The sequence below is a fragment of the Rhizobium deserti genome (assembly GCF_004358025.1).
GTDB lineage: Bacteria > Pseudomonadota > Alphaproteobacteria > Rhizobiales > Rhizobiaceae > Neorhizobium > Neorhizobium deserti.
Window position 1 is genome coordinate 64,450 of record NZ_SMTL01000007.1, and the last position, 25,310, is coordinate 89,759.

Genomic DNA, 25,310 nt, shown 5'->3' on the forward strand with positions numbered 1-25,310 from the left:
ACAGCGATGATGATTGAAAACTCGCTTGCGAATACCTCCGACGGCAATGCGGACGCGCTCTCGGTTTCGCATTTCCTCCAGCCCTATCGCCACTTCCGAACGCCCGCCGATGTCGTTAACTCGTCCCTGCCGACGGCGGAGCAACGAGCCGTGCTGGCATCGTGGGCTTCGGACTTGTTCGCCGTCGAATCCGCTCCGCTCCTCCGGCATCCGCCAGAACTTCCGGATGCCGTCAGGTACTCGGATGTCGTCGCAGCACTGAAGTCGCTGGATGAGCTGCTACGTCTGTCTATATGGCCAGCCGTGCAGGCCGGGCATCACGGCGACGGGAAGAGGCGAGTGGAGCCAGCTGCCAGAAGGCGCTGAAGGAGGGCGAATCGATCACCGATACCGGAAACCCTCACGACCTGAAAAGATCAGGCGTGGGTGTAGCGTCGACGGCGCAGGTATCCCGACATCCTTTTCGCAACTCCCATCGGTCTCTCCGGATCGGCGACATCGGAATCCGCGAGTGCTTCCTCGGCAGCGGTCAGTTCCCTCATCTGGACCTCCACGAGACCGCGGCTGTCGGAACGGTTGAGCGATTCGATCGCGTGGATCAGAGACCCGTGTTTCTCGAGTTCCATCTTTACGGCAGAAGGGTCGCACCCAATATGTTCGGCGACGAGCTCGTTGCGGTACGCGGAAATTTTCTCGGATACTTCGTCGCCGCTCACTGACGCCTCGACAATGACGTCGCTCTCCGTATCGTACCCCATGGACCGGTTGTTTAGGTTGGCCGATCCCAGCTTCAAAACGAGGTCGTCCGCGATCATGATCTTGGCGTGGACGTAAATCGATGTCCGCGCATCGTTCACCGGATATAGAATTCTGAATCGGCCATAGCTGTCTGCTTGTTTGACCAGATGCATGAGCTTGATGCGAGCCGTGTCCATGAACTGGGCCTCAAGCCAGCCCTCCGCGCCCTCGGGGTTGATCACGACGATTTCGGGACCTTCTTCCTCGCCTAGCCGCTTGGCAATCGCCTCGGCGACGACCCGCGAGGCGAAATACTGGCTCTCGATGTAGAGCGTCTTTCTAGCGGCCCTTATCATAGCGAGCTTGGCCGCCTCGATCTCGCTGACCTGCTGCTGCCCCTCGTATTCGGGCAGGGTCCGTGCGATCGCGATACCGACATCGCGGAGATCGACATGTAGATCGTCGGGCCACGGATCGGAGGCCGTTTCGACAGGATCGAGCTTCTCCTTAGTCGCATGCTCCCATCTGACACGAGCCAGTTCCCCGAGAGTTGCCGCAGCCGGGCCCGAGAAGCACGTCGTCGCATCGTGCCACGGACCCTGCGCGAACCCCATAGGTGAGCGCCTGCGCTTGTCGTTCTCGACGTGGTCGCGCGTGTCCCAGCGGCCGACGGTCATGTCGATCCCGCCGCAGAAAGCCACTTTATCGTCGATGATGAGGAGCTTCATGTGGTGGGCGGACAGCGATGGATGCGCGCCGTCGAGCTTGAGCTGGACCCGCTTCGAGAACATCCAGCTCAACACGTAGAACGGGGTTTCGCCTCGGGTGATCGAATTGATCATGCCGATATCCCATTTCAGGATTCGGATGTTCAGCCCATCCCGCCGCTTCGCCAGCCAATTGAGGAAGCTCCCCAGTTTCTGAGGGGCGTCGTCCTTGGGTTGCTCTGTAACCAGATCGATCCTCGTGTCGAAATCCCAGCCAACCATCATGATCGACCGCTCCGCTTTCAGCATCGCACTGCGCGCATGTTCGAAGAATCCGGCGGCATCGACGATAACTGTCGCACGTTCGGCTTTGCGGATTCGCCAGCACGTTTCGCCTTCGACAAGTATTGATGTCATTCACGGTTCCCCTATGTCGCCTACCGATATAGGGGCGGCGCTACGCCCGTCGATAGCTCCGCACAAAAGTCCCTCAAGCTCTCAAACGTCAGAGTCACCATCTCCAATTGTCGGGACCAAAAATGATATCTAGCAGCAGGGCGACCGATGGGGTTTGGGACGAACGAAGAACTCGGTGCGTGAGGGAGCGCTGATCTGTGGAGGCATTCGTTCAAGCGACAATGGAGCGTTTCGGCGCGCTCGGAATCGGACTTCTGATGTTTCTCGAAAACATCTTTCCGCCTATCCCGTCGGAACTGATCATGCCTTTGGCAGGCTATCTTTCGACGCAAGGGGACATGGGCATTGTCACCGTGATTGCGGCCGGATCGACCGGGTCGCTGTTGGGCATCATGCCGTGGTATTTCCTGGCCCGAAAGGTGGGTGCGGAAAAACTCAAGGCGTTTGCGGCCAAGCACGGCCGATGGCTGACCATGTCGCCGACCGATATCGACACTGCGAGCGATAGATTTCGGGAACACGGAAACATATCGGTGCTCGTCGGACGCCTGATCCCCACCGTGCGGACGCTGATTTCCGTCCCTGCTGGCATCGCGAGGATGCCGTTCTGGCAGTTCTGCGTGTTCTCGGCGGTGGGAAGCGTGATCTGGACAGCTACCTTAGCTCTGGCCGGGTACGGCTTGGGACAAGCCTACGAGACGGTGAAGAACTACGTCGATCCGATAGCCACGACCGTGCTGTGCCTGCTGATCATCGCATACCTTTATCGTGTCATCACCTTCAAACGTTGAGGTAATTGAACCTTCTTGCTGTGAACCGCTTGTCCCGGAAGCGGGGTATCGCGGTTGTGGTAGCTCTCGGACACACCGCAGGAGATTCCGATGCACTTGATCCAGATTCTGCTTCCGTTACCGGGCGACGGAGAAAGTTCCAGCAAGCTGTTTCTCGAGGTCCGCGAGGAGCTAGCGACGCGCTTCGGCGGCCTGACTTTCTACCGCAACGCGCCCGCGGAGGGACTTTGGAAGGACGGAGGCGAATTGGAGGAGGACGCGATCGTGGTCGCGGAAGTCATGGCGGACGAACTGGACCGCGACTGGTGGGCTAGCTACAGGGTCGAACTAGAGCGTCGCTTCCAGCAGGACGAGATCGTCGTCCGCTCACTGTCGGCGGAGCGTCTGTAGATCAGGCGGCGAATGATCTTATCGAGTCCACGAGGTTCTTGAAGTCGTAGGGCTTGGTAAAAAACACCGCGCCTGGGGAGAGATCGGTAGCTCTCGGCCTCACCATTCCCGAAGTGATGATCACTCCGATCCGCGGCCACCGTTCCGAGATGAGGCGCGACAGGGCCATGCCGTCGACCTTGCCGGGCATGTTGACATCCGTGAACACGACGTCGATGTCGCTCCTCCCCGAAAGTACGGCCAACGCCTCGTCTCCGCTCCCCGCCTCGAGCGTCGCGAACCCGGTGTCGCCGACGTAGTCCGCAACGCCCATGCGTATAAGGGGCTCGTCCTCGACAATGAGGACCATCGTTTTACCTGTAGCAGTCTCGTTCATTCTTCCCCTTATCCCAAATCCCCGGCAGTTCATGTCGCCGATACGACTAATGCGCTCTGCAGTTGTGACCCATCCCGGCGGGCCGTGCGCCTACGAACTCCGAAGCTTGACTTGTGTTCCGAAGCCTTCCTGTCGTCATGGCGCTTACGGATGGCCGGCGGCTCCAGGCATATTCGGAACTTGTGATGGACCAAGGCGTTACCGGCGCACTCACGAGTTCGTGAATAATGGCTGGAGGAAACCAATGACCATCCCCGTATCAACCCACCTATCTCACGAAACCCATGGCAGCGCGTCGGCGACCGCGGCTTACAACAAGGTCAGCTGAGGCGCGATTTTCGCTGGCGTAGCGATAGCGCTTGCCGCCCAGTTCCTTCTCAATCTGCTCGGTGTCGGGATCGGCGCAGCCGTTCTTGACCCCGCGACATCCGACAATCCGGACGCAAGCTCGTTTTCCATCGGCGGCGGCATCTGGTTCGTAGTCGCGGGAATCATTGCATCGTTTCTCGGCGGCTATGTTGCAAGTCGCCTGTCGGGCCGTCCCAGCAATTCGACAGGTGGATATCATGGGCTGACAAGCTGGGCCGTCACGACGCTGGTCGTCCTCTATCTGCTGACCACCTCGGTCGGCATGCTGATCGGCGGCGCGTTCAACGGCCTCACCAGCATCGTCAGCGGTGTCGGTCAGACCGCCGCCACCGCGGCAACGACCGCCGCGCCGGCCCTTGCCAATTCCGCCAATCCGCTGGCGGGGATCGAACAGCAAATCCGGTCTTCGACGGGTAACGATCCGCAGGCCCTCCAGAGCGCTGCCGTGTCTTCCGTGCAGGCTCTGGTAACGGGAGACCAGGCCAAGGCCGACGAGGCCCGCGCCCGTGCCGCCGATTCGGTTGCCAAGGCTCAGGGTATCCCGGTCGATCAGGCCCGAACCCAGGTCGAGCAGTACGAGAAGACCTATCGCGAGAACATGGAGGCCGCCAAGCAGCAGGCGATCGAAGCGGCACAGACCGCGACCGCCGCGGTATCGGCAGGTGCGATCCTCGGCTTCATCGCTCTCGCCCTCGGCGCCGCCGCCGCGTGGTTCGGAGGTGTATCAGGCACCAAGAAGAACGGCCTTCTGGTCACAGCCGCTTCGGCGCGCCGCGCTGTCTAATCATCTGAATCTAAGACCATCGGAATTATCCGATGGTCATCCCGCATTGTAAAGAAAATCATCATGGCCAAGGAAATCAAGAAGCTCGACGAGCTGTTCAACGACACTCTCAAAGACGTCTATTTCGCGGAAAACAAGATCGTGGACACGCTGCCCAAGATGGAGAAAGCGGCCAAGAGCAAGGAGCTCAAGACAGCCTTCGTCAAGCATCTGGCGGAAACCAAGGTCCATGTCGAGCGCCTCGAGGAAGTCTTCAAGATCATCGGCGAAAAGCCGCAGAAGAAGACCTGTGCAGCGATACTCGGGATCACCGACGAAGGCGACGAGATCATGAAGGAATACGAAGGCTCGCCCGCTCTCGACGCGGGCCTTCTTGCGGCGGCACAGGCCGTCGAGCACTACGAGAAATGGGACGCTACGGTACGCTGCGGACGTGGGCGCTCGAGCTTGGGATGAAAGACGCCGCCAAGCTTCTGCAGACCACGCTGGACGAGGAACAGGCAACCGATATCGCGCTGACGTCGATCGCGACCTCCGTCGTGAACCAGAAAGCCGAGTAAGCATCAGCGGGGACTTCGTTGAGCGGAGCCCCGCAACCTCCGCTTCTAGCCATCAGGTAGAGGTTTGATCCCCCGATGCGGCGGGCCAGTCGTTCGCAGGCTCCTCGATCATTTCTTGCGTACCGTCTTCCGCCGGGTCGGGGTCTTTATCCAAAGCGACACGTAGCCGGCCAGCTCCTCGTCGACGACTGCAAAGACATCAGCTTGGCTGGCTCCCGTCACCACGGCTCTGTCCACAAGGTTCTCTAGGCCCAGCCTTACCTCGGCTTTCTAGTTATCCCCCATTCCGTTTCCTCCTTTTGACAGCCTTGCTGTCGGTCTCGGCCTCATCGCCTGAACGCTCCGAAAGCTGAAAAGTTACATATCCGCGACGGCCGGCCTTGAAGCCCGTCCCGTCGACTCGATTACATTAGGGAATGACAGATATCTCGGGTCCGAAAACGCAGACCGATTACCCCGACCGTTTTCTTAGCTGTCAGGAAGCGGTCGAAGCGGCGTTCGCGTCCCTTGCAGATCAGGCGGTGGCCGCAGGCTGGGGCGAAGCCGAAGTGGCGGCGGCCCTGGTGGATGTCGCGGACTGTCACATGCTGTCTCTGAACACGAACCTGGAAACCGAGAAGATGATCCGCGATGCGGCGTCGAGGTCGACGATCAGGAAGACGTAAGCGGAGACGCTTCCTCGAGCTCGCGCTCTTCCTCGATCGCCGACAACTGGTTGTTCGCAGCGTCCATGACGGCTGTCAGGAATTCGACCCGCTGCCATCCGAGCGTATGGGCTTCCTCAAGCAAAAGCTGGACGGCGTAGTCGACGGTCTGCTCCAGTTCGACCTTGCGCTCCGGACTGTCGGGTTTTCCTGTCGGTGGGTCGATCATCGCTTTCCCTGTCGGCTGGACGAGGACGCGGCGGACGGGTCGGGTGCTCGCCTGGCGTTTCGTTGCCCGCAGCGAGAATCGGAAAAACCGCTGCGTCCACCATCTCCGTCGTGTCCGCTTGACACGCCGCGACCTCTCGTCCGAAACCAATTCGGCCCGTGTTGGTTCCTTTGGCATGAAGCGAAAAACCGATGGCCCGGTCCAGCACCCGGACACTCCCGACGGAAGATATTTCGTGGTGCGCGGCCGACTTTGGCGCAAGAGCAATCCGGGTCTCGGCGACGACGAGCGGGAAAGCCTCGTCAAAGAACTGATGTCCGCTCGTCGGGCGGTGCGGGATGCCAGGGGCCAAAGCGTTGCGACATCGGAGGCTCGCAAGCGGGTGGACGCGGCCAAGGTCGCACTCGGCGAACGCGGACCGGTCTGGTGGATTGACGGAATTCCTGACTACAACAGGCATATGGCAAAGAACACGCCATACGCCGACTGGTTCTCGTCACTGAACATGCCTGAGAGCCGTGACATAGGCCAGCTCGTCGCTAGCAGGCCGCCGCCTTGCGTTGAATTGACGGGTCGCCAAACCTATTTGGAAAGCATGCCGAAGCACGAGAAAAACGACATCGAACTCCTCAGGACCTGGACGCTGCCCTCAAAGGCCACGCTCGGCTCATCGGTGCGCGCGCACGGAATACTCCTCGAGATGCGTGCAAGGCTTCCGGTATCCTCGAAGAAGTCCCTGGTTCTCGAATCCGGGGAGCTCGTTCTCGGGATGACGGCCGATGCGAGGTCGGAATTCAATGCGGCAGCTGGGGTGGTTTCCGCGGCAATGAAGGACATCGAAACCCTGCCCGTGATCCCACGAGAGATTCAGGACATCCTGACGATCAAGCCGGTCGAGAGACACCGCTGGCTTGCCGACGGTCGCCTTCCCAGCGCTGGGACAAGGACGGTACGGCTGGCGGGCCGCGCCAGGCAGATCACCTTCCATGTCTTCGATCCGAAGGTCGTGGAAGAACTCCTGGACAGCGGCGCGGTCGACGAATGGCGGGAGGACGATATCGCGGCCGCGGCCGAGAACCGCAGGCGAGCCGCCTACAAGGCAAAGCTGACGCGGTCGTTGAAAAAGAAGTCCGATGAAGAGGCCACCGCGAAATCAGAGACCGCGGCTACGAACCTTTCGGACTGGGAAGAGTTCGACCGCGACGGCCTGCTGCGGTGACGGTTGTGTCGGGACGACGCTGATAGCAGGCGTGACGGCAACGGCGTTACAGAAGGGTCGGCATATCTCCGCTCGCCTTCTTCTTGGCCCAAAGCTCGTCGGTGCGGTCAGTGACAATAAGCTCGGGTGGGAACGTCCGCTTTTGAAACGCGAGTGCCTCGTCGAAACTTCCGTGGAGCCACCGCTCATACTCGTCCCGTTGGAGAAGGACGGGCATCCGGTTGTGAACAGGCTGGATCGCTGCGTTCGCATCGGTCATCACGCCGCTGTACACGGGTCCCCATTCGTCACTGACCCGCCACAGGCCCGCCCACGCGAAGATCGGGTCGTCCCTATGCGAGAACCATGTTCGCGTCATCCTGCCTTTTTCACCTTCGGCTTCTGCGAAGTGCGACACGGGTATCAGGCAACGCCACTGCGGCTTTCGCGCCAGCCCAATCCACGTCCCCTTCGTCAAGTCGGTGATGTTGTTTACGGGCTTTGGTTTCGCGTCTGGTTTCATGGTCGCGAACCGCATCGGGAAGCCCCACGTCATCGACCTCAGCTCACGCGCGCCGTCAGCCTCGATGACGACCATGCCCGGGGTCCCCGGGTAGACTTCTTCGGGTGCATTGGTCTGTAACGGGTTGGCCACACCGAAGTGCGCGGCGACTTCGGCAGCTGACTTCCGAACCGTATACAGATTACACATACGCTCGCCTCCGTGGACAGGGCGTTACATAAGCATGTCGCCCTTGCGCGGGAAAGCCTTTGTCGGCGGCACGCCGCTCTGCCACCGGTCCATCGTCTCGAGGATTTCGAAATCGTCGGAGGGCGGCGGCCGCCGAAACTGGAACCGGATAACATCCTGTACGTCCCCGTGGAGCCAGGTCTCGTAGTCTTCCGGCTTCAAGAGGATGGGCATGCGGTCGCTGTACGGCCTGATCTTTTCGGTCGCCTCTCCCGTCATTCCAGCGAAGACCGGTCCGAACTCAGGCGTGTTCTTCCTGCAAAAGCCCGCCCAAGCCGTCAACGGCTGACGGTTTTCGAAAACCAGGTGCGGGTCTTCTCGCCCTTCGGGCCGTCCGGGTTGGCGAAGTGGGTCAGCGTGATGAGGCACCGATAGCGATGGTCAACGACCGTCTGTTCCCACATAGGATTTGTGAGATCGGCGACGAGGCCGATACTGGTCGGTGGCTCGCCACGGACTTTCCGCGGGAAGCCCCATGGTATGGACTTGAGAACACGCAGACCGTCCTTTTCGAAAACGACAGAGCCCGGTGTCCCCTCGATCGTTTCGCTCGGCACCTCAGCTGAGGACGGCACGTCGACACCGAAGTGGTCCACGATCTCCTGAAGGCTTTTCGTGACGGCGAACAGCCTTGTTGCGTCCCCGGTTGCCGCACAAGTCATTGAACTCGGAGTGGCGGATGCTCGACCCATGTTTGGCGAGACCAGCCAGCAAGGCAGCGTCCTCGTCCGCTTGGATCGCGAAAGGGCGCAGGCGTTCGCTAAGTTCACGCGCGACCACCTGCAGAAGCCGATCAACATTTTGATCGATGGTGAGGTGAGCGCTACGCGCGTGATCCGGGACCCCGTGGTCAGCGGGTCTTTCCCCATTAGTGGACTGGCGAGTGCAAAAGCCGCCGACGCTCTGTCTGCCCGGTTGGCAAGTGGGCGGTCCGTTCTCACGGTCGCTCCAGCTGATTAGCTTCGACCATGCAAGCCCTTTACTCGGCTCAGCTTGCACTGGGTGCCAGCAGCAGCCAGGCCAGAACGGCGGACGCAACGAGAACGTTGATCAGCCAAACGAGAGCCACGAGGAGGCTACCCGCCCATCCCGATGACGGTAGCTCCCGCACGTCCAGATCACGATCGTCATCTCCACGCTCACGGCCCGCCAACGCGAAAGCCAAGCGTCGAGCAAGCCACAGAGGAAGGCTGTCGATGAACATCGGGATGACAAGAAGCTCGTGCAGCCACCAAAGGAGAGGGGCTCGCTCGTACGCGGACACAAGCCCTGCGATCCCTCGCGACAACAGCGGTACGCTGGGGTCGCGGCTCAGATCATAGGTCGCTGGCACACGACGAGCGAGACGCTCGGTGTAGCCGTTGATCCCCATGTGATCGGGCGGTCGGCGGTTGTGACGAGACGGTCCGCTCACGCTCTGATACACTCCTGTCGGCGCCCTTCGATCGGGCGACGGTGTTCAAATCCTCATGGTCTCGGCATAATAGCTGCTGGGGCGTATTCCTCAATCTCGACCGCTCCCCGAAATCACGACCCTGACAAGGTCATGGCTTTTGAGGGTAGAAGGAACAGTCCGCCAGAAGGTGTGGATCATCCCTTCAGTCGAGGCAGCCAGAATGTCGGCGCTGCACGCATTAATAATAGGCGTCGAACCGGCATCTGATGCCAACCTGCATTTCCTCTTGTTTGCCCTATGGAAACAAGACGGTCCTCATTTCGAACGTCTACCTTCGATCCATGCCTTTCGCCCCAAAACTCGTTCTCCGTGCCAATGACCTTTTGGGTTCATGGCCCAGTACCGTCCGCTTCGGGCCGAGAGCAGACTCGGTCGCAAGGTGGACTCCCAGTCCAGGCTTCTTCGGCAAAAGCAGGAATTTGAGATTACTTCCCATTTTCAAACTGGACGGAGGCCTGCCACAGACACATCTTCTGCTCTCCCACGCAACGCATCGGCGGAAAATGACAGCCAGATGAATGGTGTGTGGGCGTAGAGGAGGAAAGAATGACTGGAAGGATTGTTTTTGCAGCTTTGGGCGCTGCCTTGAGCCTATGCGTTTTCAGTGGGGCGCATGCTGCTCAAGCAGCTGCGACGTCAACGACTACAATAAAGAACGACCTCAACTACCTGATGTACACGCCTGAGGGTTATGAGACATCAAACGACACATATCCTCTCGTTGTGTGGCTGCATGGAGGTGATCAGGGAGGAAGTGACGTTAACAAGCTGAAGTCAAGTGGGCTTCCGAAGATGATCGAAGAGGGAAAGCAATTCCCGTTTCTCGTCTTTTCACCCCAGAATCCGAGCGATGAGCTTCTTTATCCCATCGAAAAGGTGGAAGCAGCACTTGAGGACGTCATCTCCAAACACCGCGTTGATCGCACTCGTGTCTATGTCGTGGGCTACAGCCGTGGCGGGTTCGGAGCCTGGGCGATGGCGGAACAGTTTCCTGACAGATTTGCCGCTGTTGTCCCAATCGCCGGTGGCGGCAACCGCCACTACCTGAGCAGGACAAACGCGAAAGCAGCTTTTTGGGTTTTCCACGGGACCGATGACGATGTGATCCTCCTTTCGGACTCCATCATCATGTTCGAACGCTTGAAAGCCCTGAAGCGCACTGTACGTCTCAGTGTTCTGGAGGGTATAGACCATTCTGAAGTCGAAAGAGCAGCTTTGGAAGACGCTGACCTTTGGAACTGGCTTTTAAGACAGCGCCTGGAGACAAACCCGAAGTAGACGTGGTGCCAATGAGAGCCTGACCCTCAACAGTGGGGGCCGTCATCGTCGTAGAAGCTTGCTTGTTCATGCTGTCGAGAGCATTGTCGAGGCTTAGGTCTGCAGAAACTCTGATCCGTGACCCACTGCGCTTGCGGTGGGTCACCACCGTCAGACGCGGTTGCCTAAACATGCCTCACCTGAAGCGCTTGAGAATGTCGCTTATTTCTCGCTGACGAACCACCCGTGCGGCTTCCGATACAGGCATCCACATCCGCTTACGCACGTCGCTCTCAGGAAAACCCTCAAGCGACCTCTCAAACCGATGCGTTGAATGCATCTGCCTCACTCTGCGTCATGAAGTTGAACGTCACCAGTTCGCCCTCATCGACCTGAGGGATGCCAACTGCAATCACAATTCAGCCGGGCGATCTACAGCGGACATAAGAGAGAGGTCTGCCGTTGCAGATCGCCCCTGTCTGCGATACAAACCTTATGTCGAAAAAGGCAGATTTGGTGTGGTTTAGCCCAAATCCTTTCGGAAACGAAAGCTCTGTCCTTGCGTAAAGCATGAGTCCCACGACGAGCAACGGACGCTGTAAGGCGTCCCATGTTCGTCCGTGTGGTTCTCAAAACGATGAACCGCTCCGGTCGAACGACCATTGGGAGCAGTTTATGAATGATCTTCACTCAACCTATGACGTGGTGATTGCCGGTGCCGGACCTGTCGGCCTTTTTCTAGCGTGCGAGCTTCGCCTGGCAGGCGTGTCGGTAGGAGTTCTGGAACAGACAGAAGACCCTCGTTCGCCCCTGAAGCAACTTCCGTTCGGCCTGCGTGGCCTCTCCGCCCCGACCATCGAAGCCTTTTATCGACGCGGGATGCTGGATCACATCAGCGCGGCGCAAGGTCCTGAAATGCAATCCCGCAATCGCGGCGCGTCAACTGCTGAACACTGGATGCATCAGGCACGCCGCCCAGGCGGGCATTTTGCTGGCATCCAGTTTTTCCACGATAAGATTAATACCGGGAGCTGGGAGTATCGGTTACCCAGTCCAGCCTCGACCAGCATGGCAACCACCATGGAACATGTTGAAACCGTCATGTCCGCCCGCGCAACCGCGATGGGCGTCGAGGTAAAGCGCGGTATGAGTATCCAAGATTTCGAACAGTCGGACGCTGGAGTCACTGTTCACGCCGGTGGCCAGATATTCAAAGGGCTCTGGCTTGTCGGATGCGATGGCGGCCGGAGTACGGTGCGGAAGATTGGCGGCTTCGAATTTGTCGGAACCGATCCCGAGTTCACGGGCTATTCCGTTCAGGTCGAGATGACTGATCGCGATCAACTTCCGCCGGGCCGCCACTACACCAACACGGGTATGTTTACCTATCAAAAGCCTGGCAACGTCGCGATGGTCGATTTCGATGGCGGCGCTTTCCATCGCACAAAGCCGATCACCCTCGATCATGTGCAAAAGGTGTTACGTCATGTATCGGGGACTGATGTCACAGTGACGGCGCTTCATCTTGCGACAACATGGACGGACCGTGCTTTCCAGGCGACGACCTACCGTAATGGGAGGGTGCTGCTCGCTGGCGATGCAGCCCACATCCATTCACCTTTGGGCGGCCAAGGCCTTAATCTTGGGCTTGGCGACGCAATGAACCTTGGCTGGAAACTTGCCGCAACCATACGCGGCGATGCGCCGGTTGGCCTGCTGGACAGCTACATGACCGAAAGACATCCGGTCGGAGCGCAAGTCCTTGATTGGTCCCGCGCCCAGGTAGCGACTATGCGGCCCAGCCCGAGTTCTCGCGCGCTCGAAGCCATCTTCCGTGACCTGATCGAAACGAAAGACGGCGCAACCTATTTTGCCGAACGCGTATGGGGCGTCGCTCTTTGCTACGATCTTGGTGGCAACCATCCGTTGGTTGGGCGGAGTGCGCCTGACTTCGAACTTGCAGACGGATCGAGGGTTGGTGACCATCTCAGGGATGGAAAAGGATTGCTGTTGGATTTTGTCCAGAGGTCACCACTGCAGGAGCTTGTGCGGCCATTCGCTCCACGCATCACGTACATCGGAGGCAAGGCAAAGGAACCGCTTGGCTTGGATGCAGTGCTGTTACGTCCCGACGGCTTCGTCGCATGGGTCAGCAAAGCTTTCACTGATTATCAGGGATTTACCGAAACAGCGTCGCGATGGTTTGGTGAAACTTAAAATTGAGCGGCTGACCGCTTTAGGCGAAAGGCGTCTTCCGCTTTGCGCCATTGGCGGTCATGGCCCTCCAAACAGTGACAACGATAGAAGGTGAACTGAAAAGGCGACATGATTCGAACCTGCGCGAGCCCGTAGGCCCGGAGCGGGTCCCGGAGGACGGCCGCCCGCGATAAACCACTCCGCCACGCCTTCCCCAACAATAGCCGAAGGAGGTACACTTTTGAACCGGCTCCCTGTTGTCACGCTGGTAGCTCCGCGCCAGAAGCGGTCATCGGGCGCGGCCTGAAAGAACTGCGCCCGAAACTCAGAGACCATACCCCGCTTTCCACTCTCTGGATGGCATTGCCCTCAAGGTAATTGGTGGCGTCATTTTAGCCGAAATGCAGCTTCGAGCCTCTTGATCTCTTCTTCCCCAGCATGATTAAGCATAAGTGTCCGCCAATCCTTCACCTCGGCTGCGCTAATCAGTTTCGGTAACTGGGAACGTACGACCTCGTCTTCGGCAAGATGCTCGATGAAGCCTAAGGCTACGGCTGTATTTATCTCTGCGCTTGGCGCTGCGAGGCAGTAGCGGGCGTAGTCCAAGATACGACGAGGTTGTTGCATATCGCCACGCTTCACCGCTTGCTCGAATGACAACCGGAGCTCAATCCATGCAGCCATTGGCGACCAAGACCGTTCAATAGTTTGGCTGAGTTCGGGTGCAGCTTCGATGGCTTTGCGCCGCCAAGCACTCATGTGGTTTCACCGTTTTTTCGCATCAGCGTCCCGTAGGGAACGTGAACGGCATAATACTGGTTGTTGCCAGGCATGATCAACAATGTCCTTCAATCCGGCTATGATGAACGGTTTGGGCCGACAGCCGCCATGGCTCAGAAGCGCCAATTGCAGACGTTGCGGCTTGATGTATGGTGGTGCTAATGGATCATGCCACACCCAACCTGCCGTCGCGCGACTTTGAAGCGACGTTCCAATTCTATGCCAGCCTGGGGTTCCAAGCGCGCTGGCGCGATGAAGGTTGGATGATCCTCACCCGAGGTAGTATCGACCTAGAGTTCTTCCTCCACCCCCATTTAGATCCTGCAACAAGCTGGTTTAGTTGCTGCCTCCGGCTTGAAGACCTTGATGCTTTCTACGCAACGTGCCTGGCTGAAAACATCCCTGAAGCCACCCAAGGAGTACCCCGAACCCATAAACCCGTAATCGATAGTAACGGGCTGCGCATGGGCGCGTTGATCGATCCTGATGGCACACTTATACGGCTGATCCAAAACGATCACGAATAGCTCCGCCCCTTAATATCGTTGAAGCGAGTCGTGTTCCAGATGGGGCTTTGGTGGAGTCTTTCATGTCCGCTTCGCGCCATTAGCAGTCATGGCAACCCAAACATCACAACGATAGAAGGTGAACTAATGAGGCGACAGGATTCGAACCTGCGCGAGCCTGTAAAGCCCGGAGCGGGTCCCTGAGGACGGCCGCCCGCGATAAACCACTCCGCCACGCCTTTCTCAACTATAGCCAAGGAAGGCACGGGTTTGAACCCAGCTCAATCCGGTCACGCGGGCAGCTCTGCGCCAACCTCTCGGCCTTAAGATCAAAGGCATTCGTTCTCCGAAGACAATGTCACTAGCCCCAGGTCAGGGGATCAAGGCGCAAATAGAAGGCAAGGCGTTCGCGGTCTGGCGCGCTGATCTCCAGTACATTGAACAGGATGGCGAAGGCGCGCTCCGCTTCATTCGGCGTTGTCCAGCTCTCCCCAGCGTTGGCGACCATGAGCGCCAAATCGGCGTAGCGGTCCGCGTTTCCAAGCCGCCCCAAGTCGATCACCCCGGTGCATCGCAGGCTTTGAGGGTCCACCATGAAGTTAGGCATACAAGGATCGCCATGACAGACGACCATATCGGCTTGCTCCTGGTCGAGCCGAAGCGGTAGCTCCTGTTCTACACGCGCCAAGAGTTCCTGCTGCGGTTTGTCCTTGTCTTCATCGGGCAGAAAGTCTGGGTTGACGGCATTGCGGGACACGACATCCACAGCACATCCGAACATATGTGACAAACGGCGCTCGAAAGGGCATTTGGCAACGGGAAGGCTGTGCATAATACCAAGCTGCTGCGCCGTAGACGGCCACGCTTTGAGCAGGTCCGCCCCCGATAGATCGGCCGCCGGCACTCCGGGGATTGCTGTCATTGTCAAGCAAGCCCCTTCTTCCGTCTCCCGCCAATCGATCATCTCAGGGCAGGCTATGCCTCGGCCGTACAGCCAAGCTAGACGGTCGCGCTCGCCGACAAGGCCATCAAGCCGTGGGCGCGAGGCAATCTTCGCGTAGCGACGACCATCGTGATGGCGATAGACGAGATCGCCAGATTCACCGCTTCTGACGGGAACCCATGCACTAGGGTCCTCCAGTAATCCGTAGACCAAATCAAATTCTCCCTTTGTCACACCAATAGGAGACATTGCTCCCGTCCCGCAATTTGAATTATCAGCCAGGTGGCACGCCTGTCAGGAGATCGCTTAGATGCCACGGTATGTTTCATCCGAGGAGGCAGCACACCTGCTTGCGAAGGCCGCGCGGGTGTTGGTAATCGGATGTTCCGGCGGCGGCAAAACTACGTTTTCTGCAAAGATCGCGGCGTGCAGAAACCTCGAATTTCAATCCCTGGACCGAGACGTGCGGTGGCTTCCGGGGTGGGTAGAGCGTGATCGAGCTGGACAACGAGAAATAATCGCTCAGTTGGCGCAACGCGAACGATGGGTCATGGACGGCAGTGGAGCGTCTTCGTTCGATCTCAGACTTCCCCGAACCGACCTGGTCTTATGGGTTCGAGTTCCCAGACACATTGCTCTCCTCGGCCTATTCAAGCGTGTTTTCCGATATTACGGTTCAGTTCGCCCGGCAATGGCTGAGGGTGGTCCGGAGCCTTTGCCGGATCGGGATTTTCTTTCTTACATTTGGAATTTTGAAGAGAGGTACGCGCCTCTGATCATCAAACAGATTGACCAACACGGGCCTACTGTTCCAGTGGCCGTGCTCCGCTCTCACAGGGAGATGGATGCAATACTTCAGCCTTTTTCTAAGCGACAATGACCGCTTCTCTAATCGGGCATTTGGGTCAAGCTCTTTCTGATCGTCTTTGGCCTGATCGTTCACGCGGGTCACGCTTCTCTTCGCAGTCTATTGGCTCCGTTTCGTTTAGAGCCGCTGCACGCGTGCATGGGATCAGGGTCTGGAAGCCTTGCTTTGGGACGCGCTCGAAGCGCAGCGGACATAATCGGCTTCATCCATCCCGTCGTCCGCATGGGACGATCCGGCTAGGATCGGTATCTTTGGCTGACTTAGTTCATGCTGCAGCCTCCGATCCGAACCGGAACTCTGTGCCATCGATCCACATGCGATGGAGCAAGACAGCAATCTTGCGTGCAACAGCGACGATGGCTCGTCGCCGTCCCTTGGTCTTCATCAGTCGCACACCCCATGCCTTTAGGCTGCTCCAGGCGATCGAGCGCATGAGCATCGCATTGGCGGCCGCGTCGAGCGTTGCCCGGACATCGGCGTCACCAGCGTGTGAGATGCGGCCTGGATTGTCCTTCTCGCCGGATTGGAAGCGTCGTGGCGTCAATCCGAAGTGGGCTCCAACAGTTCGCGAGCTTTTGAAACGGGTAGGGTCGTCGACTGCTGCCTTGAAGCTCAGGGCCGTAACATATCCGACGCCTGGAACACTCATGAAGCGGGTGGTTATGGCGTCTTGGTTGGCGGCCCTTCGCACCCGTCGATCAAGCTCGAGGAACGTCTCCAGGAGCATCTGCCTGGCCTCTAGCATCGGCAAAAGCGCATGGCTCAGCGCTGGGTCGTTTTCGATCGTGCCGCGAACCGCCTCTTCGAACGCACCGCCCCTGAGGCGTATGGGCAGCTTGACCCCGAAGACCTTGAGCAGTCCACGAATTTCATTTTCGAGGTCGAGGCACTTTCGCTGCATCACCTTCCGGCTTGTGAGAAGTGCTCTGGTGTAGTGGCTTTCGACGCTCTTCACATGCACCCGGCTGTACCACCCCGATCGAAGCAGTTGGGCGATGCCACGCGCATCGTTCTTGTCCGTCTTATTCCGCATGGCCGAAAGAGCAGCATTGACCTGCCGCGCTTCCATGCACACGACATCGAAGCCTGCCTCCGCCAGACCGTAGGTCAGGTGTTGTGTGAGCGTACCAGCTTCGAGCCCCACTTGATGGATAGGTTGGCCGAACTCATTGAAGCAGCGCACAATATCAGGCACGTCCGATGGGACTGAGCGCTCGAGCCTGACTTTCCCAGCCTCGTCGATAATGCAGATTGCCACTGAGCGCAGTGACACGTCCAAAGCAGCATAGAACATCGTCATCTCCCTTCATCTCGGTTGCACCGGGATTGTACTAGGAGCTTGCCTCTTGTGGGACCGCCCGATTACGCATGCTTGGGGCCGACAGCGGCCATCATCTCGGATTTGGATGCTATCTCAGGTGTCGGCCCGCAAACATATCAACGATATGTCTCATCCGCTCTTTGCGATGGCTGGACCTGATCCGCCCGTGGCGCTCAAGCTCCGCCAGGCCGTGCAAGGTTGCCCAGAAAGCCTCTGTTGCGATCTCAACGTCGGTGCATAAAGGCTCCACGACCGCCATCATTGCCCCAAACGTTTCGCGCAAAACGTGAGGCGTGTCAGATTTCGCAAACCGCAAACCGCTTGGCAGGATGAACATGGCTTCATACACAGCCGGCCGTTCGAACGCGAACTCCAGATAGGCGGTGGCGACATCCTCCAGCGCTTGTCGAGACGTCGCGCCTTTGAGAGCCGATTTCCGCAGCGTCGGCGCCAGCTCCCCGAATCCCTCAAGGGCGACGGCCCCTACAATCGCGTCGCGGTTTTCGAAATGAGCGTAGAGCACAGGCTGGCTGTACTCGATCTCCTGCGCAAGTCTCCGAATGGTCACCGAGGCCCAGCCATCCTGTTCGGCGAGCATTCTCGCCGCACCGACGATTCTTTGCTCCCGCTCCGCTTTCTCTCGTTCCCGACGCTCGCTGATACCCATGTGTCCGCCTTCCACGTGTTGACGCAGGCCATAGCTAAATAAAGAAATCAGAGCAATAGTTGACAATCTAGCGCTGGTAGATTTATTTATGTCGCTACTGCAACATCAGCGGCGCCGCCGCGAGGGTCCTACAATGTCCAATCTCATATCGCTCTCAATGAGTAACCTAGCGACGCTTTTGGCAGCCGCAGCGTACCTCGTTGGCGGTATCGTCAACGCGTCTGCCGCCAGGCCTATCAGGCAAGAATTCGTCCGTTACGGATTTCCATGGTGGTGGTGCTGGGTCACCGCTGCACTCGAAATCATCACCGCACTTCTGCTTGTCATGCGTCCGACATTTACGATCGGCTTAGCCCTCGGGGCTTGCATCATGCTCGCGGCGATTGTCGCCATCCTCCGAGCGCGCGATTTCCGCCACATCCCGCCACCGGCGGTTTTCCTGCTGTTGCTTTCAACCGCAGCCTTTGTCCAGTTCTCATCATAGCTTCGACGGGCAACCGTCAGCCTCCAACATCTTCACCCGACGCATCCGAACCGCGCCGAACCCCATCGGTGAGGCGAAAAACACGACACAAGGAGCCAATCATGACCGCATCGAATTCGACCCCAACCACAGTCGTTGTTTATCATTCCGGCTACGGCCACACGCAACGCATGGCGGAAGCAGTTGCGGAAGGTGCCGGAGCGACGCTCCACGCTATCGACGCTGAGGGCAATCTTTCCGACGACGGATGGGCGGCGCTGGATGCCGCCGACGCAATTATCTTCGGATCACCGACTTACATGGGCGGCCCGAGCTGGCAGTTTAAGAAGTTCGCAGACGCATCCTCGAAGCCATGGTTTTCCGCAAAGTGGCAGGACAAGGTTTTCGGTGGTTTCACGAACAGCGCCAGCCTCAACGGCGACAAGCTCAACACCCTGCAGTATTTTGTTCTCCTGGCGGGACAGCATGGCGGCCTTTGGGTCAGCCTCGGTATAAAGCCAGCGAACGTCAAGGCATCAAAGCGCGACGACGCAAACCGCATGGGGTCGTATATCGCTCCCATGGCGCAGTCAGATGCCGACGCGGCACCGGACGAGATGTCTGTCGGCGACCTCGAAACCGCTCGCCTTTACGGGGCGCGAGTTTCGAGCGTCGCTCGCCGACATGCATCAACACAATTGGCATGACTTGAATCACGGCGTAGTTCAATGAACCCCTTCCGCGTCTTAGGCGCGGAAGGCTGAGCATACAGCCTGAAGTCCGCAAAGGGCCGAAAGCTGCCTGGTCAGAAAAGCCGCAGTACCGGGCGTTCAAGGAGCATCGAAAAGTTTAGTGTTGCACTCGTTTGACAGATTCCCCAATGCGGGATCATCTGCCATTAGTGCTTAGCGTGAGGCTGCTAAGTGGAGCGAGTTCGTGATGATCTTCACCTTCATTTGGCTGGCTTCCTATTTCTTGCCCTTCCTCCTGATCATCCTGAGCTGGAGCGTTCGCTCCTTTTTCATGATTTCTGGAGCCATCGCTGCCTTGCTCGCATGTCTGCTTTACAAACACGTCACAGTACCCATCGAGGATCAGCAATTCGCTAATTCTCTCGGCGACGTCCTCCTGCTCTTCATCTTCGTTGGGACGATGGCGGGAATATTATCGAGAGCGATTGTGCTGGTGCAGGGTTGGAGGCAGTTCGGGTACCCGAGCATAGCGGCGTATCTACTGACCGTTGCAGCTCCTCCTATCGGTCTCACCATGATTGCGGTATCGGTCTGAGGCTCCACATGGCGGCTTTGGCCGACAGCCGTCATGGCCGTGAAGCGCCAACAGCGGTCATTGGTAATACATCCCCGCTTTCGCTATGGTCGACCCTAAACGGGGACCGCCAGATGGATGTGCTAGACGAAAGACTTGTGGGGAAAGAGCTGAGGGAAATCCAGCACAACGCAGGACATGAAACGATCATCGCCTTTGAAGATGGCGCGATAACGGTTTGGACCGAGGTAAGGATCAACATCGTTTTCGGCGATGATCCTGTTCGAGTTAAAGAACTCGTTACGTCTGACGAGTGGTATGAAATTCTTCTTGACGCGGGTACAATACGCATTAGCCGCATCCCAATCTGGCCGTGCCCCGAGTGTTTCATCTACGGCTCTAAAGATGACCGGACGGTGATGATTGTTGATCGTGGAGAAGAATAAGCCTGCGTCCGCAGGGCCGAGGGGACACTCTTCGGCTTCGCGCCAACAGGAGACATTGCATTAGCCGCTGCGCGTCGATAGCAGATTAATGTTGAACATAAGATAGAGGACGACGTTGGACGATCTTCTCGCCATCGCTGCTCAAGCGGCAGTTGGGCCTCTGCGGGTCGGTCAAACCTTCAGTGAGACCTTGCGCATCCTCGGGAGCCCTGAACACCTAAGATTTGCGTATGATGATATGTTCGATGGTACGCTAATCTATGGCCCTGCAGAGGTCTTCGTCCGGATCATCGACAACAACGTCTCCTCGTACCTCATCCAACTCCACCTGTTCAGGGGTTCGACGCGGCGTCACCTGCAGATAAGCAATGGGATTTCGATCCTACGGCCAAGGCGCTTCGAGTTGTCGTATGATCGAGTGCGAGATGCAGTGGTTGAAGCTGGGATCAGCTTCGAAACAAACTCTCTCCAGGACAGAGAGGAAGGTATGCACCCGCTGATGCAGTTCAATGATGCAGTACGCTTCTACTTCCTGCGCTTCGGTCGTCACGGAAGCTTGCAGTTGAGTTACATCGAGCTTGGCGATTTTCGAGGGTTACTGTGACCGCTTCGGGCCGATAGGCGTCATCCGCTTCGCAGTACAAACGTCCATTGCGCCGATTGCTCATCTGGATGAGGATGGGGTTGTCGCATAGATACTGCCGGGTAAAGCTAATCGGAAGACGCCGTGAAACCCTCTAAACGCCCCTATTGTTCAGGAGCATTTTTTCTCGCGCTTTGCTTTGCCAATCCTGCGGTTGGTGCGGAATCGAGACACAGCAGACAGTCCGCAGGTTCTATCGTCGAGGGACTGGCCTTAGCAGCAGCAGCAGGGGGAAGTCGCGCGGTTTTGATCTTGGGTATCGAGGCCGACAACCTCACTGTGCTCAAGGCGCTTTCGAGTTCTACCATCGATGGCGCGCTGGATAAGTTCAGCCTTGGTGAAGGCGGGTTCATTAGTGCAAAACTGTCAAAACAGCTATCGATCAGCCCGGGTGACTTCATTACGCTTGTACATCCGACTGGCCAAGCTCTCCGATGGGGCCGACGCCACTCGTTATTCGCTACCGTGTTCTGGGGGTGGTGGACGCCGCGCTCCTGGCTGCGGCAGGTGACACCGTCTATATTCGCACAACAGACGCGGAGAGATTCTCGATGCCAGACAGATAATCAAGTGGATGCATCCTGCGCATGGGCTGGCCGCTCAGGCCGATTCGCCCTCTTCGGCTGTGCGCTATCAGCGGTCATTGAAACTGATGCTCGTGAAGTCGTCGGTTTTACCGTTCCAGGTGGCGGATGCAAAGGCAGTTATCGAATGCCCTGTGGGCGGACCTTCATCTAGGCGGCCCACCGTTAACCCGAGCCTGTCAAACAGTATGATCCCAACAGAAATCGCAGCTCCCCCGTTTAGCTCTTCCAATGCGCGGAGGACCTTTGATCCGTTCGTTCCGAAAACAGATATCCCTCGAAACGCAACTACCCCAATATCGTAGAAGGCTTCGATCTCGCTCACGCGATTTTCTCGATAGCGTACGATTGGCGCTTTGGTGCCCCGATGTTCGCTGAGCGTATCAAGCCGAAGGCCTTGTCTCGACCGATCTGGTGCTCCGATATGTGTGGCGACATCCTCTGGAGTCATGCCGAACTTTATAGGTCCGATTCCTGAGAAAGAGTCGATGAGCCATGTCATGTCAGTCTTCTCCATACTCGATGGAGAAATAAGGGATGCGCACCTTTGAGCAACCCCAGAGACCGCTTCGGGCCGTAGGTGGTCTTCCGCTTCGCGCCAATTGCAGTCAGCCAAACCACAGTCTAACTTCGATCCTGGTTTGGAATTGGAGCTTAAGGTGGGGTCGCCTATCGGGACTAACGTCACCACTGTTCATGTTCGCGTTCTCGATGAGGCAGTGCCTGTCTGGCGGCCTGTTCAAGCCAGAAGGGTAGAGAGCGGACGCTTCTTCATCATGCCTCAGCAACTACCCGATTATGAAGTCTGGGAGTTCATACCGGGAGATACGGTCGCTGTTGAAGCGCATACGAGCAAGGGGGTGAATACCTCAGAGCAATCGCGAGGTCGTAGCTCCTTCGGGCCGAGAGCTTACGTCACGGGCCGCCAAATGGTCTTCTAAGGACCGAGAATTCGACCCGGCCGCGATGCGCAACATTGCGGTGGGATCGGCTTAAGCCGCGTTTGTCGCCCTTGTAGCCAACGCCACTAAGACCGAATGTTTCGCCTGGATGGAAGGAGCGCGTAAGACGACGGTTTGCTCATGGCGCTCGTTCCGAAGCCACATCACACGCAACCGCCTGTTCGAATTTTCGGCACGTGTAGTAGTGCTCCAGCGCCACGAACTTCGTCCGTGTATCGGCGTCGAGGCTTTTATCTTCATTTGCGTCCGACCCCATGACGTGGACGGTGATAATGCGCGGCTGGTGCACGTCCTTGCCGGTCGTCGGATCGACATCCGTGCCTTCACCGTGTCGTAAGAGCTTGGTGCGGCCTTCCAGGTCCGACGCCTTGCTCCGATCCAGCGGCGCGAAGGCAAACTTGTAGTTGCCGCCGCGCGGAAAATGGAAACGCACAACGCTCACCGTCGCGGAGACGATTACGCCCAGTCGGCGATCCGCGCTCTGGATCGGCCTGATGTTGTCGAGAAGGCGATCCCCCTCAGCCGGGTTTTCCAGCCCCTGCTGCTGCACCCAGACTTCCTTCTCGACCTCGGTGGGCAGCACCATCACTGTCCCTCCGCTCGTCAGGATCGGGTGATCCAGATATATCATCACGTCTGAATTTGCGCCCTTTGCCTCTTCTTCCGACGCTACAACGGCTACGCCTCCGCCGATGGCCAGTATCGAAATCAGCAGCCCCATTGTCAGGAAGCGGATTTTGCGTGCAATTTTCATGATGCTCTCTGACTCCACAACCATACGCTTACTGGACCGACTCCCGTCATGGCTCAAAAGCGCCGAGAGGCGTCATGTCGAAGACGCCCGAGAACCTGCCCCAGGGGCATCGAAAGGCTGGCAAGACACCGTACGGATCACGAGGAAATGAAACTTCCGTGGTACGTCAGGCTGCCGGTTGGTTTGAACTCAACCCGCTCATCTTTGATAGCTGCCTGATCGATTAGAACAAGACAATTGGCAGACGTCGTCTGACCCATAATCGCAGCAACCTGCGCGGCATTCAGCCGCGAAGCCAAATATTGCCAATCCGGCTGATCTCCTCTGCTCCAGACCACCCCCACAAAATCGCTTTCGATACGGTAGCCAAGCTCGACCTTCATCGGCCATACCGGATTACGGTCTTCCCAAGCAGCATATTCTTCGTCTGAAGCATCATCGCCCGGTTCAGGTTCCCAGTGAGGATGCGCGAAAGCGAAAGCTTCCTCGCTGCTCTCGAAAAGCGCTGTGAAGACGTGGATGGAAGAATTTGGTAGCATCGAGCGTTCTAAATGTTCCCCGTCGTCGCGCCTGACTGACTGGATAGGCGTCACGGCCGCAGGCGGAAGTCTGCATTTGTCCGGAGCCGCATCGCAGCTCCATATCGAGTTGAAAGCTTTTACAAGGATACCCAAAGGAGCATCGGCTTTCCACTATCACGTGCCGCTACCGCGAGCGGCTGAATTTCCAGCAAGAGGCGTTCAGCGTCTTTGGCCGTAAGTCCCCTTGCGTTTGCCTCTCCCTTGTCAGACCAGGCTTCGGCCACAGTGCTGAGATCACTAGATGCGATGCTGGCGATGTGATCGCGAAGCTCGGTTGGGAGGACATACACCCAAGGGCCTTGCGTTTCGTCGGCAGATGAGGATGGATCAAGGTTCTCAATGGATTGCGCGAGCGCTGATTGACCCAACGCCTCTGCCAAGTCTGCCAGAACAAGCCAATCCAGCCCCGTAGTTTGAAGCGCAGGCCACTTTTTTGAGTTTGGCCATTCGGAGATGATAGCAGGTGCATCGGCTGCCGGGGCAACGAGAATATCTGTCAGAACGGCCATTTTTCCTCCCCACGTGTGATAGATGCGCCCTCATGCATCGTCAGGGCGACAGCAGTTCCGGCATCATATAATCGCTCGGCTACACTTGGTGAAGGTCTTCAAGAGGTGCGACTATGATACGTGCTGCCACTCCCGAAGACACCGAACAAGCCGTCCGCGTCATACGGCGGTCCATAGAGGAACTCTGCGTTTCCGATCACCAGCGGGACGAAACTGTCGTGAATCTTTGGCTTTCGAACAAAACACCGGAGAACCTTCGTCTCTGGTTGGAGTCGCCAAACCAAATTCTTCTGTGCCTGAGGATAGTGGAGCTATTTGCTCAGTCGGCGGAGCGACGCGAAGCGGTGAAATCACCTTGAACTACATCCTGCCAAAGGTCCGCTTCAGAGGATTTAGCAAAGCCATGGTGTTAGCCTTGGAGCAAGCACTGCTAAGCTGGGACCACACCCGCGTACGTCTCACGAGCACCCGAACGGCGAAGCCGTTCTACCATTCCATGGGTTATGAGGATGCTGGTGCCCCAGCCTTCTGGGGACAGCTCCCCGGCTACCCAATGGTAAAAGCTATTGGCTGAGACTGCCTGGGACGGGTTTAAGGTGTTATGGCTTGGTGGACACAAGGCCGTGTCTTCGTAAGCCGGATTTGGTTACCCTTTGCTTCGCGCTCCTTGCTCCAGCCGAGATGCCTGTAGAAGCCTGCGGCACGGCTGTTCTTCTCCGTTTCAAGCCAAATCTCGGAATGGTGCTGAAATAGCTCGTCCTCTGCTAAAAGCACAAGTTGGCTTCCAAGTCCCTTTCCCTCATGTAGGGGAAGAACGAATGCGGCGAAAAGAGAAGCTTGCGCAACGTCGATCATTGAAAACCCGACGATCTCATGGTCGAGGATAGCAACCCAGGCACAAGGCGAACCGGAGATCATTTCAGATATCGAGGCGTGGGTGACGCCCAATTCGGCAAGCCGCTCTCGGAAACGTGGTTCTCCCGCACCGACGTCCGAACATAGAACATGGCTGAAACATCATCCTGTCGGGCGAGTCTGATTTCCAATGACACGGCGCTTCCTTGGACATTAGAATGATCGAGCTGTTACCACGCGCTACCTACGCCACTATGACAGACCACATGCATAACTGGTTTGGACCGGATGCTGTCATG

Annotated in this window: 32 protein-coding genes, 2 tRNA genes and 3 pseudogenes; 18 read left to right on the top strand and 19 right to left on the bottom strand. The window is 57.7% G+C overall.

The window, feature by feature from the left end:
- Positions 1 to 6: 6 nt before the first annotated feature.
- On the top strand, positions 7 to 366 hold the full coding sequence (locus E2F50_RS20010) for a hypothetical protein (RefSeq protein WP_245515510.1): 360 nt from the start codon (positions 7 to 9) through the stop codon (positions 364 to 366).
- A 50-nt stretch (positions 367 to 416) separates the two neighbouring features.
- On the opposite strand, the gene E2F50_RS20015 is transcribed toward E2F50_RS20010, so the two are convergent.
- Positions 417 to 1,862, bottom strand: coding sequence for a phospholipase D-like domain-containing protein (locus E2F50_RS20015; protein WP_133317955.1), 1,446 nt, complete (start codon positions 1,860 to 1,862; stop codon positions 417 to 419).
- 257 nt (positions 1,863 to 2,119) lie between these two features.
- Here E2F50_RS20015 and E2F50_RS20020 point away from each other — a divergent pair, with 257 nt between their 5' ends.
- Both E2F50_RS20020 and E2F50_RS20025 read left to right on the top strand, forming a co-directional pair.
- Positions 2,120 to 2,653 (top strand): DedA family protein, encoded by a 534-nt coding sequence (locus E2F50_RS20020; protein WP_245515511.1) that lies wholly within the window; start codon positions 2,120 to 2,122, stop codon positions 2,651 to 2,653.
- A gap of 90 nt (positions 2,654 to 2,743) precedes the next feature.
- Entirely contained in the window at positions 2,744 to 3,043 is a 300-nt protein-coding gene (locus tag E2F50_RS20025; RefSeq protein ID WP_245515512.1) for a hypothetical protein, read from the top strand.
- Position 3,044: 1 nt separating this feature from the next.
- Here E2F50_RS20025 and E2F50_RS20030 read toward each other — a convergent pair whose 3' ends face one another.
- Positions 3,045 to 3,419: a response regulator gene (locus tag E2F50_RS20030; RefSeq protein WP_202615491.1), complete on the bottom strand. Its 375-nt coding sequence runs from the start codon at positions 3,417 to 3,419 to the stop codon at positions 3,045 to 3,047.
- Positions 3,420 to 3,663: 244 nt separating this feature from the next.
- Between E2F50_RS20030 and E2F50_RS20035 the strand changes: the two are divergent.
- Positions 3,664 to 4,572: pseudogene (locus tag E2F50_RS20035) on the top strand (PhnA-like protein).
- Between the two features lie 63 nt (positions 4,573 to 4,635).
- Positions 4,636 to 5,132, top strand: a pseudogene (locus E2F50_RS20040) (YciE/YciF ferroxidase family protein).
- A 52-nt stretch (positions 5,133 to 5,184) separates the two neighbouring features.
- Here the strand turns inward: E2F50_RS20040 and E2F50_RS20045 are convergent.
- Positions 5,185 to 5,387: pseudogene (locus E2F50_RS20045) on the bottom strand (hypothetical protein).
- A 161-nt stretch (positions 5,388 to 5,548) separates the two neighbouring features.
- Here E2F50_RS20045 and E2F50_RS20050 point away from each other — a divergent pair.
- Positions 5,549 to 5,797 (top strand): hypothetical protein, encoded by a 249-nt coding sequence (locus E2F50_RS20050; RefSeq protein WP_133317958.1) that lies wholly within the window; start codon positions 5,549 to 5,551, stop codon positions 5,795 to 5,797.
- On the opposite strand, the gene E2F50_RS20055 is transcribed toward E2F50_RS20050, so the two are convergent.
- A complete protein-coding gene (locus tag E2F50_RS20055; RefSeq protein WP_133317959.1) occupies positions 5,784 to 6,005 on the bottom strand; it encodes a hypothetical protein in 222 nt (73 codons plus the stop codon). The genes E2F50_RS20050 and E2F50_RS20055 overlap by 14 nt on opposite strands.
- A gap of 595 nt (positions 6,006 to 6,600) precedes the next feature.
- Between E2F50_RS20055 and E2F50_RS20065 the strand changes: the two genes are divergently transcribed.
- Entirely contained in the window at positions 6,601 to 7,224 is a 624-nt protein-coding gene (locus E2F50_RS20065) for a hypothetical protein (protein WP_133318097.1), read from the top strand.
- Between the two features lie 46 nt (positions 7,225 to 7,270).
- On the opposite strand, the gene E2F50_RS20070 is transcribed toward E2F50_RS20065, so the two are convergent.
- From E2F50_RS20070 to E2F50_RS23460, 3 genes are read right to left on the bottom strand one after another with little or no spacing between them, the layout of a single operon-like run.
- Positions 7,271 to 7,915, bottom strand: coding sequence for an SOS response-associated peptidase (locus tag E2F50_RS20070; RefSeq protein WP_133317960.1), 645 nt, complete (start codon positions 7,913 to 7,915; stop codon positions 7,271 to 7,273).
- A 24-nt stretch (positions 7,916 to 7,939) separates the two neighbouring features.
- Entirely contained in the window at positions 7,940 to 8,323 is a 384-nt protein-coding gene (locus E2F50_RS23600; RefSeq protein ID WP_342635747.1) for an SOS response-associated peptidase family protein, read from the bottom strand.
- Complete coding sequence (locus E2F50_RS23460; RefSeq protein ID WP_245515514.1) at positions 8,233 to 8,550, bottom strand: hypothetical protein; 318 nt, start codon at positions 8,548 to 8,550, stop codon at positions 8,233 to 8,235. Before E2F50_RS23460 ends, E2F50_RS23600 begins: the two co-directional genes overlap by 91 nt.
- Positions 8,551 to 8,626: 76 nt before the next feature.
- On the opposite strand from E2F50_RS23460, the gene E2F50_RS20080 reads away from it, so the two are divergent.
- Positions 8,627 to 8,914, top strand: coding sequence for a SecDF P1 head subdomain-containing protein (locus E2F50_RS20080; protein WP_425375412.1), 288 nt, complete (start codon positions 8,627 to 8,629; stop codon positions 8,912 to 8,914).
- A 28-nt stretch (positions 8,915 to 8,942) separates the two neighbouring features.
- Here E2F50_RS20080 and E2F50_RS20085 read toward each other — a convergent pair whose 3' ends face one another.
- Positions 8,943 to 9,368, bottom strand: a complete 426-nt coding sequence (locus E2F50_RS20085) for a hypothetical protein (RefSeq protein ID WP_133317962.1) — start codon at positions 9,366 to 9,368, stop codon at positions 8,943 to 8,945.
- 588 nt (positions 9,369 to 9,956) lie between these two features.
- Here E2F50_RS20085 and E2F50_RS20090 point away from each other — a divergent pair.
- A complete protein-coding gene (locus tag E2F50_RS20090) occupies positions 9,957 to 10,688 on the top strand; it encodes a carboxylesterase family protein (protein WP_133317963.1) in 732 nt (243 codons plus the stop codon).
- Between the two features lie 654 nt (positions 10,689 to 11,342).
- A complete protein-coding gene (locus E2F50_RS20095) occupies positions 11,343 to 12,884 on the top strand; it encodes an FAD-dependent monooxygenase (protein ID WP_133317964.1) in 1,542 nt (513 codons plus the stop codon).
- A 98-nt stretch (positions 12,885 to 12,982) separates the two neighbouring features.
- Here E2F50_RS20095 and E2F50_RS23015 read toward each other — a convergent pair.
- Together E2F50_RS23015 and E2F50_RS20100 are read right to left on the bottom strand one after the other, a co-directional pair.
- Positions 12,983 to 13,076, bottom strand: a tRNA-OTHER gene (locus E2F50_RS23015).
- Positions 13,077 to 13,250: 174 nt separating this feature from the next.
- Positions 13,251 to 13,622: a DUF7674 family protein gene (locus E2F50_RS20100; protein WP_133317965.1), complete on the bottom strand. Its 372-nt coding sequence runs from the start codon at positions 13,620 to 13,622 to the stop codon at positions 13,251 to 13,253.
- A 170-nt stretch (positions 13,623 to 13,792) separates the two neighbouring features.
- On the opposite strand from E2F50_RS20100, the gene E2F50_RS20105 reads away from it, so the two are divergent.
- Positions 13,793 to 14,170: a bleomycin resistance protein gene (locus tag E2F50_RS20105; protein ID WP_202615492.1), complete on the top strand. Its 378-nt coding sequence runs from the start codon at positions 13,793 to 13,795 to the stop codon at positions 14,168 to 14,170.
- Between the two features lie 129 nt (positions 14,171 to 14,299).
- Here E2F50_RS20105 and E2F50_RS23020 read toward each other — a convergent pair.
- A tRNA-OTHER gene (locus E2F50_RS23020) sits at positions 14,300 to 14,391 on the bottom strand.
- Between the two features lie 119 nt (positions 14,392 to 14,510).
- Positions 14,511 to 15,341 carry an APH(3'') family aminoglycoside O-phosphotransferase gene (locus E2F50_RS20110; RefSeq protein ID WP_133317967.1) on the bottom strand — a complete coding sequence of 277 codons (831 nt, stop codon included), beginning with the start codon at positions 15,339 to 15,341 and terminating at the stop codon, positions 14,511 to 14,513.
- Positions 15,342 to 15,402: 61 nt separating this feature from the next.
- Between E2F50_RS20110 and E2F50_RS23465 the strand changes: the two genes are divergently transcribed.
- Complete coding sequence (locus E2F50_RS23465; protein ID WP_133317968.1) at positions 15,403 to 15,972, top strand: P-loop NTPase family protein; 570 nt, start codon at positions 15,403 to 15,405, stop codon at positions 15,970 to 15,972.
- A 253-nt stretch (positions 15,973 to 16,225) separates the two neighbouring features.
- Here E2F50_RS23465 and E2F50_RS20120 read toward each other — a convergent pair whose 3' ends face one another.
- Together E2F50_RS20120 and E2F50_RS20125 are read right to left on the bottom strand one after the other, a co-directional pair.
- Complete coding sequence (locus E2F50_RS20120) at positions 16,226 to 17,254, bottom strand: IS110 family RNA-guided transposase (protein ID WP_133317969.1); 1,029 nt, start codon at positions 17,252 to 17,254, stop codon at positions 16,226 to 16,228.
- Positions 17,255 to 17,369: 115 nt separating this feature from the next.
- Positions 17,370 to 17,948 (bottom strand): TetR/AcrR family transcriptional regulator, encoded by a 579-nt coding sequence (locus E2F50_RS20125; RefSeq protein ID WP_133317970.1) that lies wholly within the window; start codon positions 17,946 to 17,948, stop codon positions 17,370 to 17,372.
- A 133-nt stretch (positions 17,949 to 18,081) separates the two neighbouring features.
- Here E2F50_RS20125 and E2F50_RS20130 point away from each other — a divergent pair, with 133 nt between their 5' ends.
- From E2F50_RS20130 to E2F50_RS20150, 5 genes are all read left to right on the top strand, one after another.
- Positions 18,082 to 18,432: a DoxX family protein gene (locus tag E2F50_RS20130; RefSeq protein ID WP_133317971.1), complete on the top strand. Its 351-nt coding sequence runs from the start codon at positions 18,082 to 18,084 to the stop codon at positions 18,430 to 18,432.
- A 101-nt stretch (positions 18,433 to 18,533) separates the two neighbouring features.
- Positions 18,534 to 19,118: a flavodoxin family protein gene (locus tag E2F50_RS20135; RefSeq protein WP_133317972.1), complete on the top strand. Its 585-nt coding sequence runs from the start codon at positions 18,534 to 18,536 to the stop codon at positions 19,116 to 19,118.
- 229 nt (positions 19,119 to 19,347) lie between these two features.
- A complete protein-coding gene (locus E2F50_RS20140; RefSeq protein ID WP_133317973.1) occupies positions 19,348 to 19,698 on the top strand; it encodes a hypothetical protein in 351 nt (116 codons plus the stop codon).
- A gap of 8 nt (positions 19,699 to 19,706) precedes the next feature.
- Positions 19,707 to 20,123: a hypothetical protein gene (locus E2F50_RS20145; protein ID WP_133317974.1), complete on the top strand. Its 417-nt coding sequence runs from the start codon at positions 19,707 to 19,709 to the stop codon at positions 20,121 to 20,123.
- Positions 20,124 to 20,238: 115 nt separating this feature from the next.
- Positions 20,239 to 20,727, top strand: a complete 489-nt coding sequence (locus E2F50_RS20150; protein ID WP_133317975.1) for a hypothetical protein — start codon at positions 20,239 to 20,241, stop codon at positions 20,725 to 20,727.
- Positions 20,728 to 21,399: 672 nt separating this feature from the next.
- Here E2F50_RS20150 and E2F50_RS20155 read toward each other — a convergent pair.
- The 4 genes from E2F50_RS20155 to E2F50_RS20170 all read right to left on the bottom strand — a co-directional run bounded on the left by E2F50_RS20155 (position 21,400) and on the right by E2F50_RS20170 (position 24,156).
- Positions 21,400 to 21,852 (bottom strand): hypothetical protein, encoded by a 453-nt coding sequence (locus tag E2F50_RS20155; protein ID WP_133317976.1) that lies wholly within the window; start codon positions 21,850 to 21,852, stop codon positions 21,400 to 21,402.
- Between the two features lie 578 nt (positions 21,853 to 22,430).
- Positions 22,431 to 23,066: a hypothetical protein gene (locus E2F50_RS20160; protein WP_133317977.1), complete on the bottom strand. Its 636-nt coding sequence runs from the start codon at positions 23,064 to 23,066 to the stop codon at positions 22,431 to 22,433.
- A gap of 137 nt (positions 23,067 to 23,203) precedes the next feature.
- Positions 23,204 to 23,740 carry a hypothetical protein gene (locus E2F50_RS20165; RefSeq protein WP_161974270.1) on the bottom strand — a complete coding sequence of 179 codons (537 nt, stop codon included), beginning with the start codon at positions 23,738 to 23,740 and terminating at the stop codon, positions 23,204 to 23,206.
- The gene (locus E2F50_RS20170; RefSeq protein WP_133317979.1) at positions 23,725 to 24,156 is read right to left on the bottom strand and encodes a hypothetical protein; all 432 of its coding nucleotides are present in this window, start codon (positions 24,154 to 24,156) and stop codon (positions 23,725 to 23,727) included. Before E2F50_RS20170 ends, E2F50_RS20165 begins: the two co-directional genes overlap by 16 nt.
- Positions 24,157 to 24,178: 22 nt before the next feature.
- On the opposite strand from E2F50_RS20170, the gene E2F50_RS23715 reads away from it, so the two are divergent.
- A complete protein-coding gene (locus tag E2F50_RS23715) occupies positions 24,179 to 24,730 on the top strand; it encodes a GNAT family N-acetyltransferase (protein WP_133317980.1) in 552 nt (183 codons plus the stop codon).
- Between the two features lie 17 nt (positions 24,731 to 24,747).
- On the opposite strand, the gene E2F50_RS23720 is transcribed toward E2F50_RS23715, so the two are convergent.
- Positions 24,748 to 25,104, bottom strand: coding sequence for a GNAT family N-acetyltransferase (locus E2F50_RS23720; protein WP_425375408.1), 357 nt, complete (start codon positions 25,102 to 25,104; stop codon positions 24,748 to 24,750).
- Between the last annotated feature and the right edge of the window lie 206 nt (positions 25,105 to 25,310).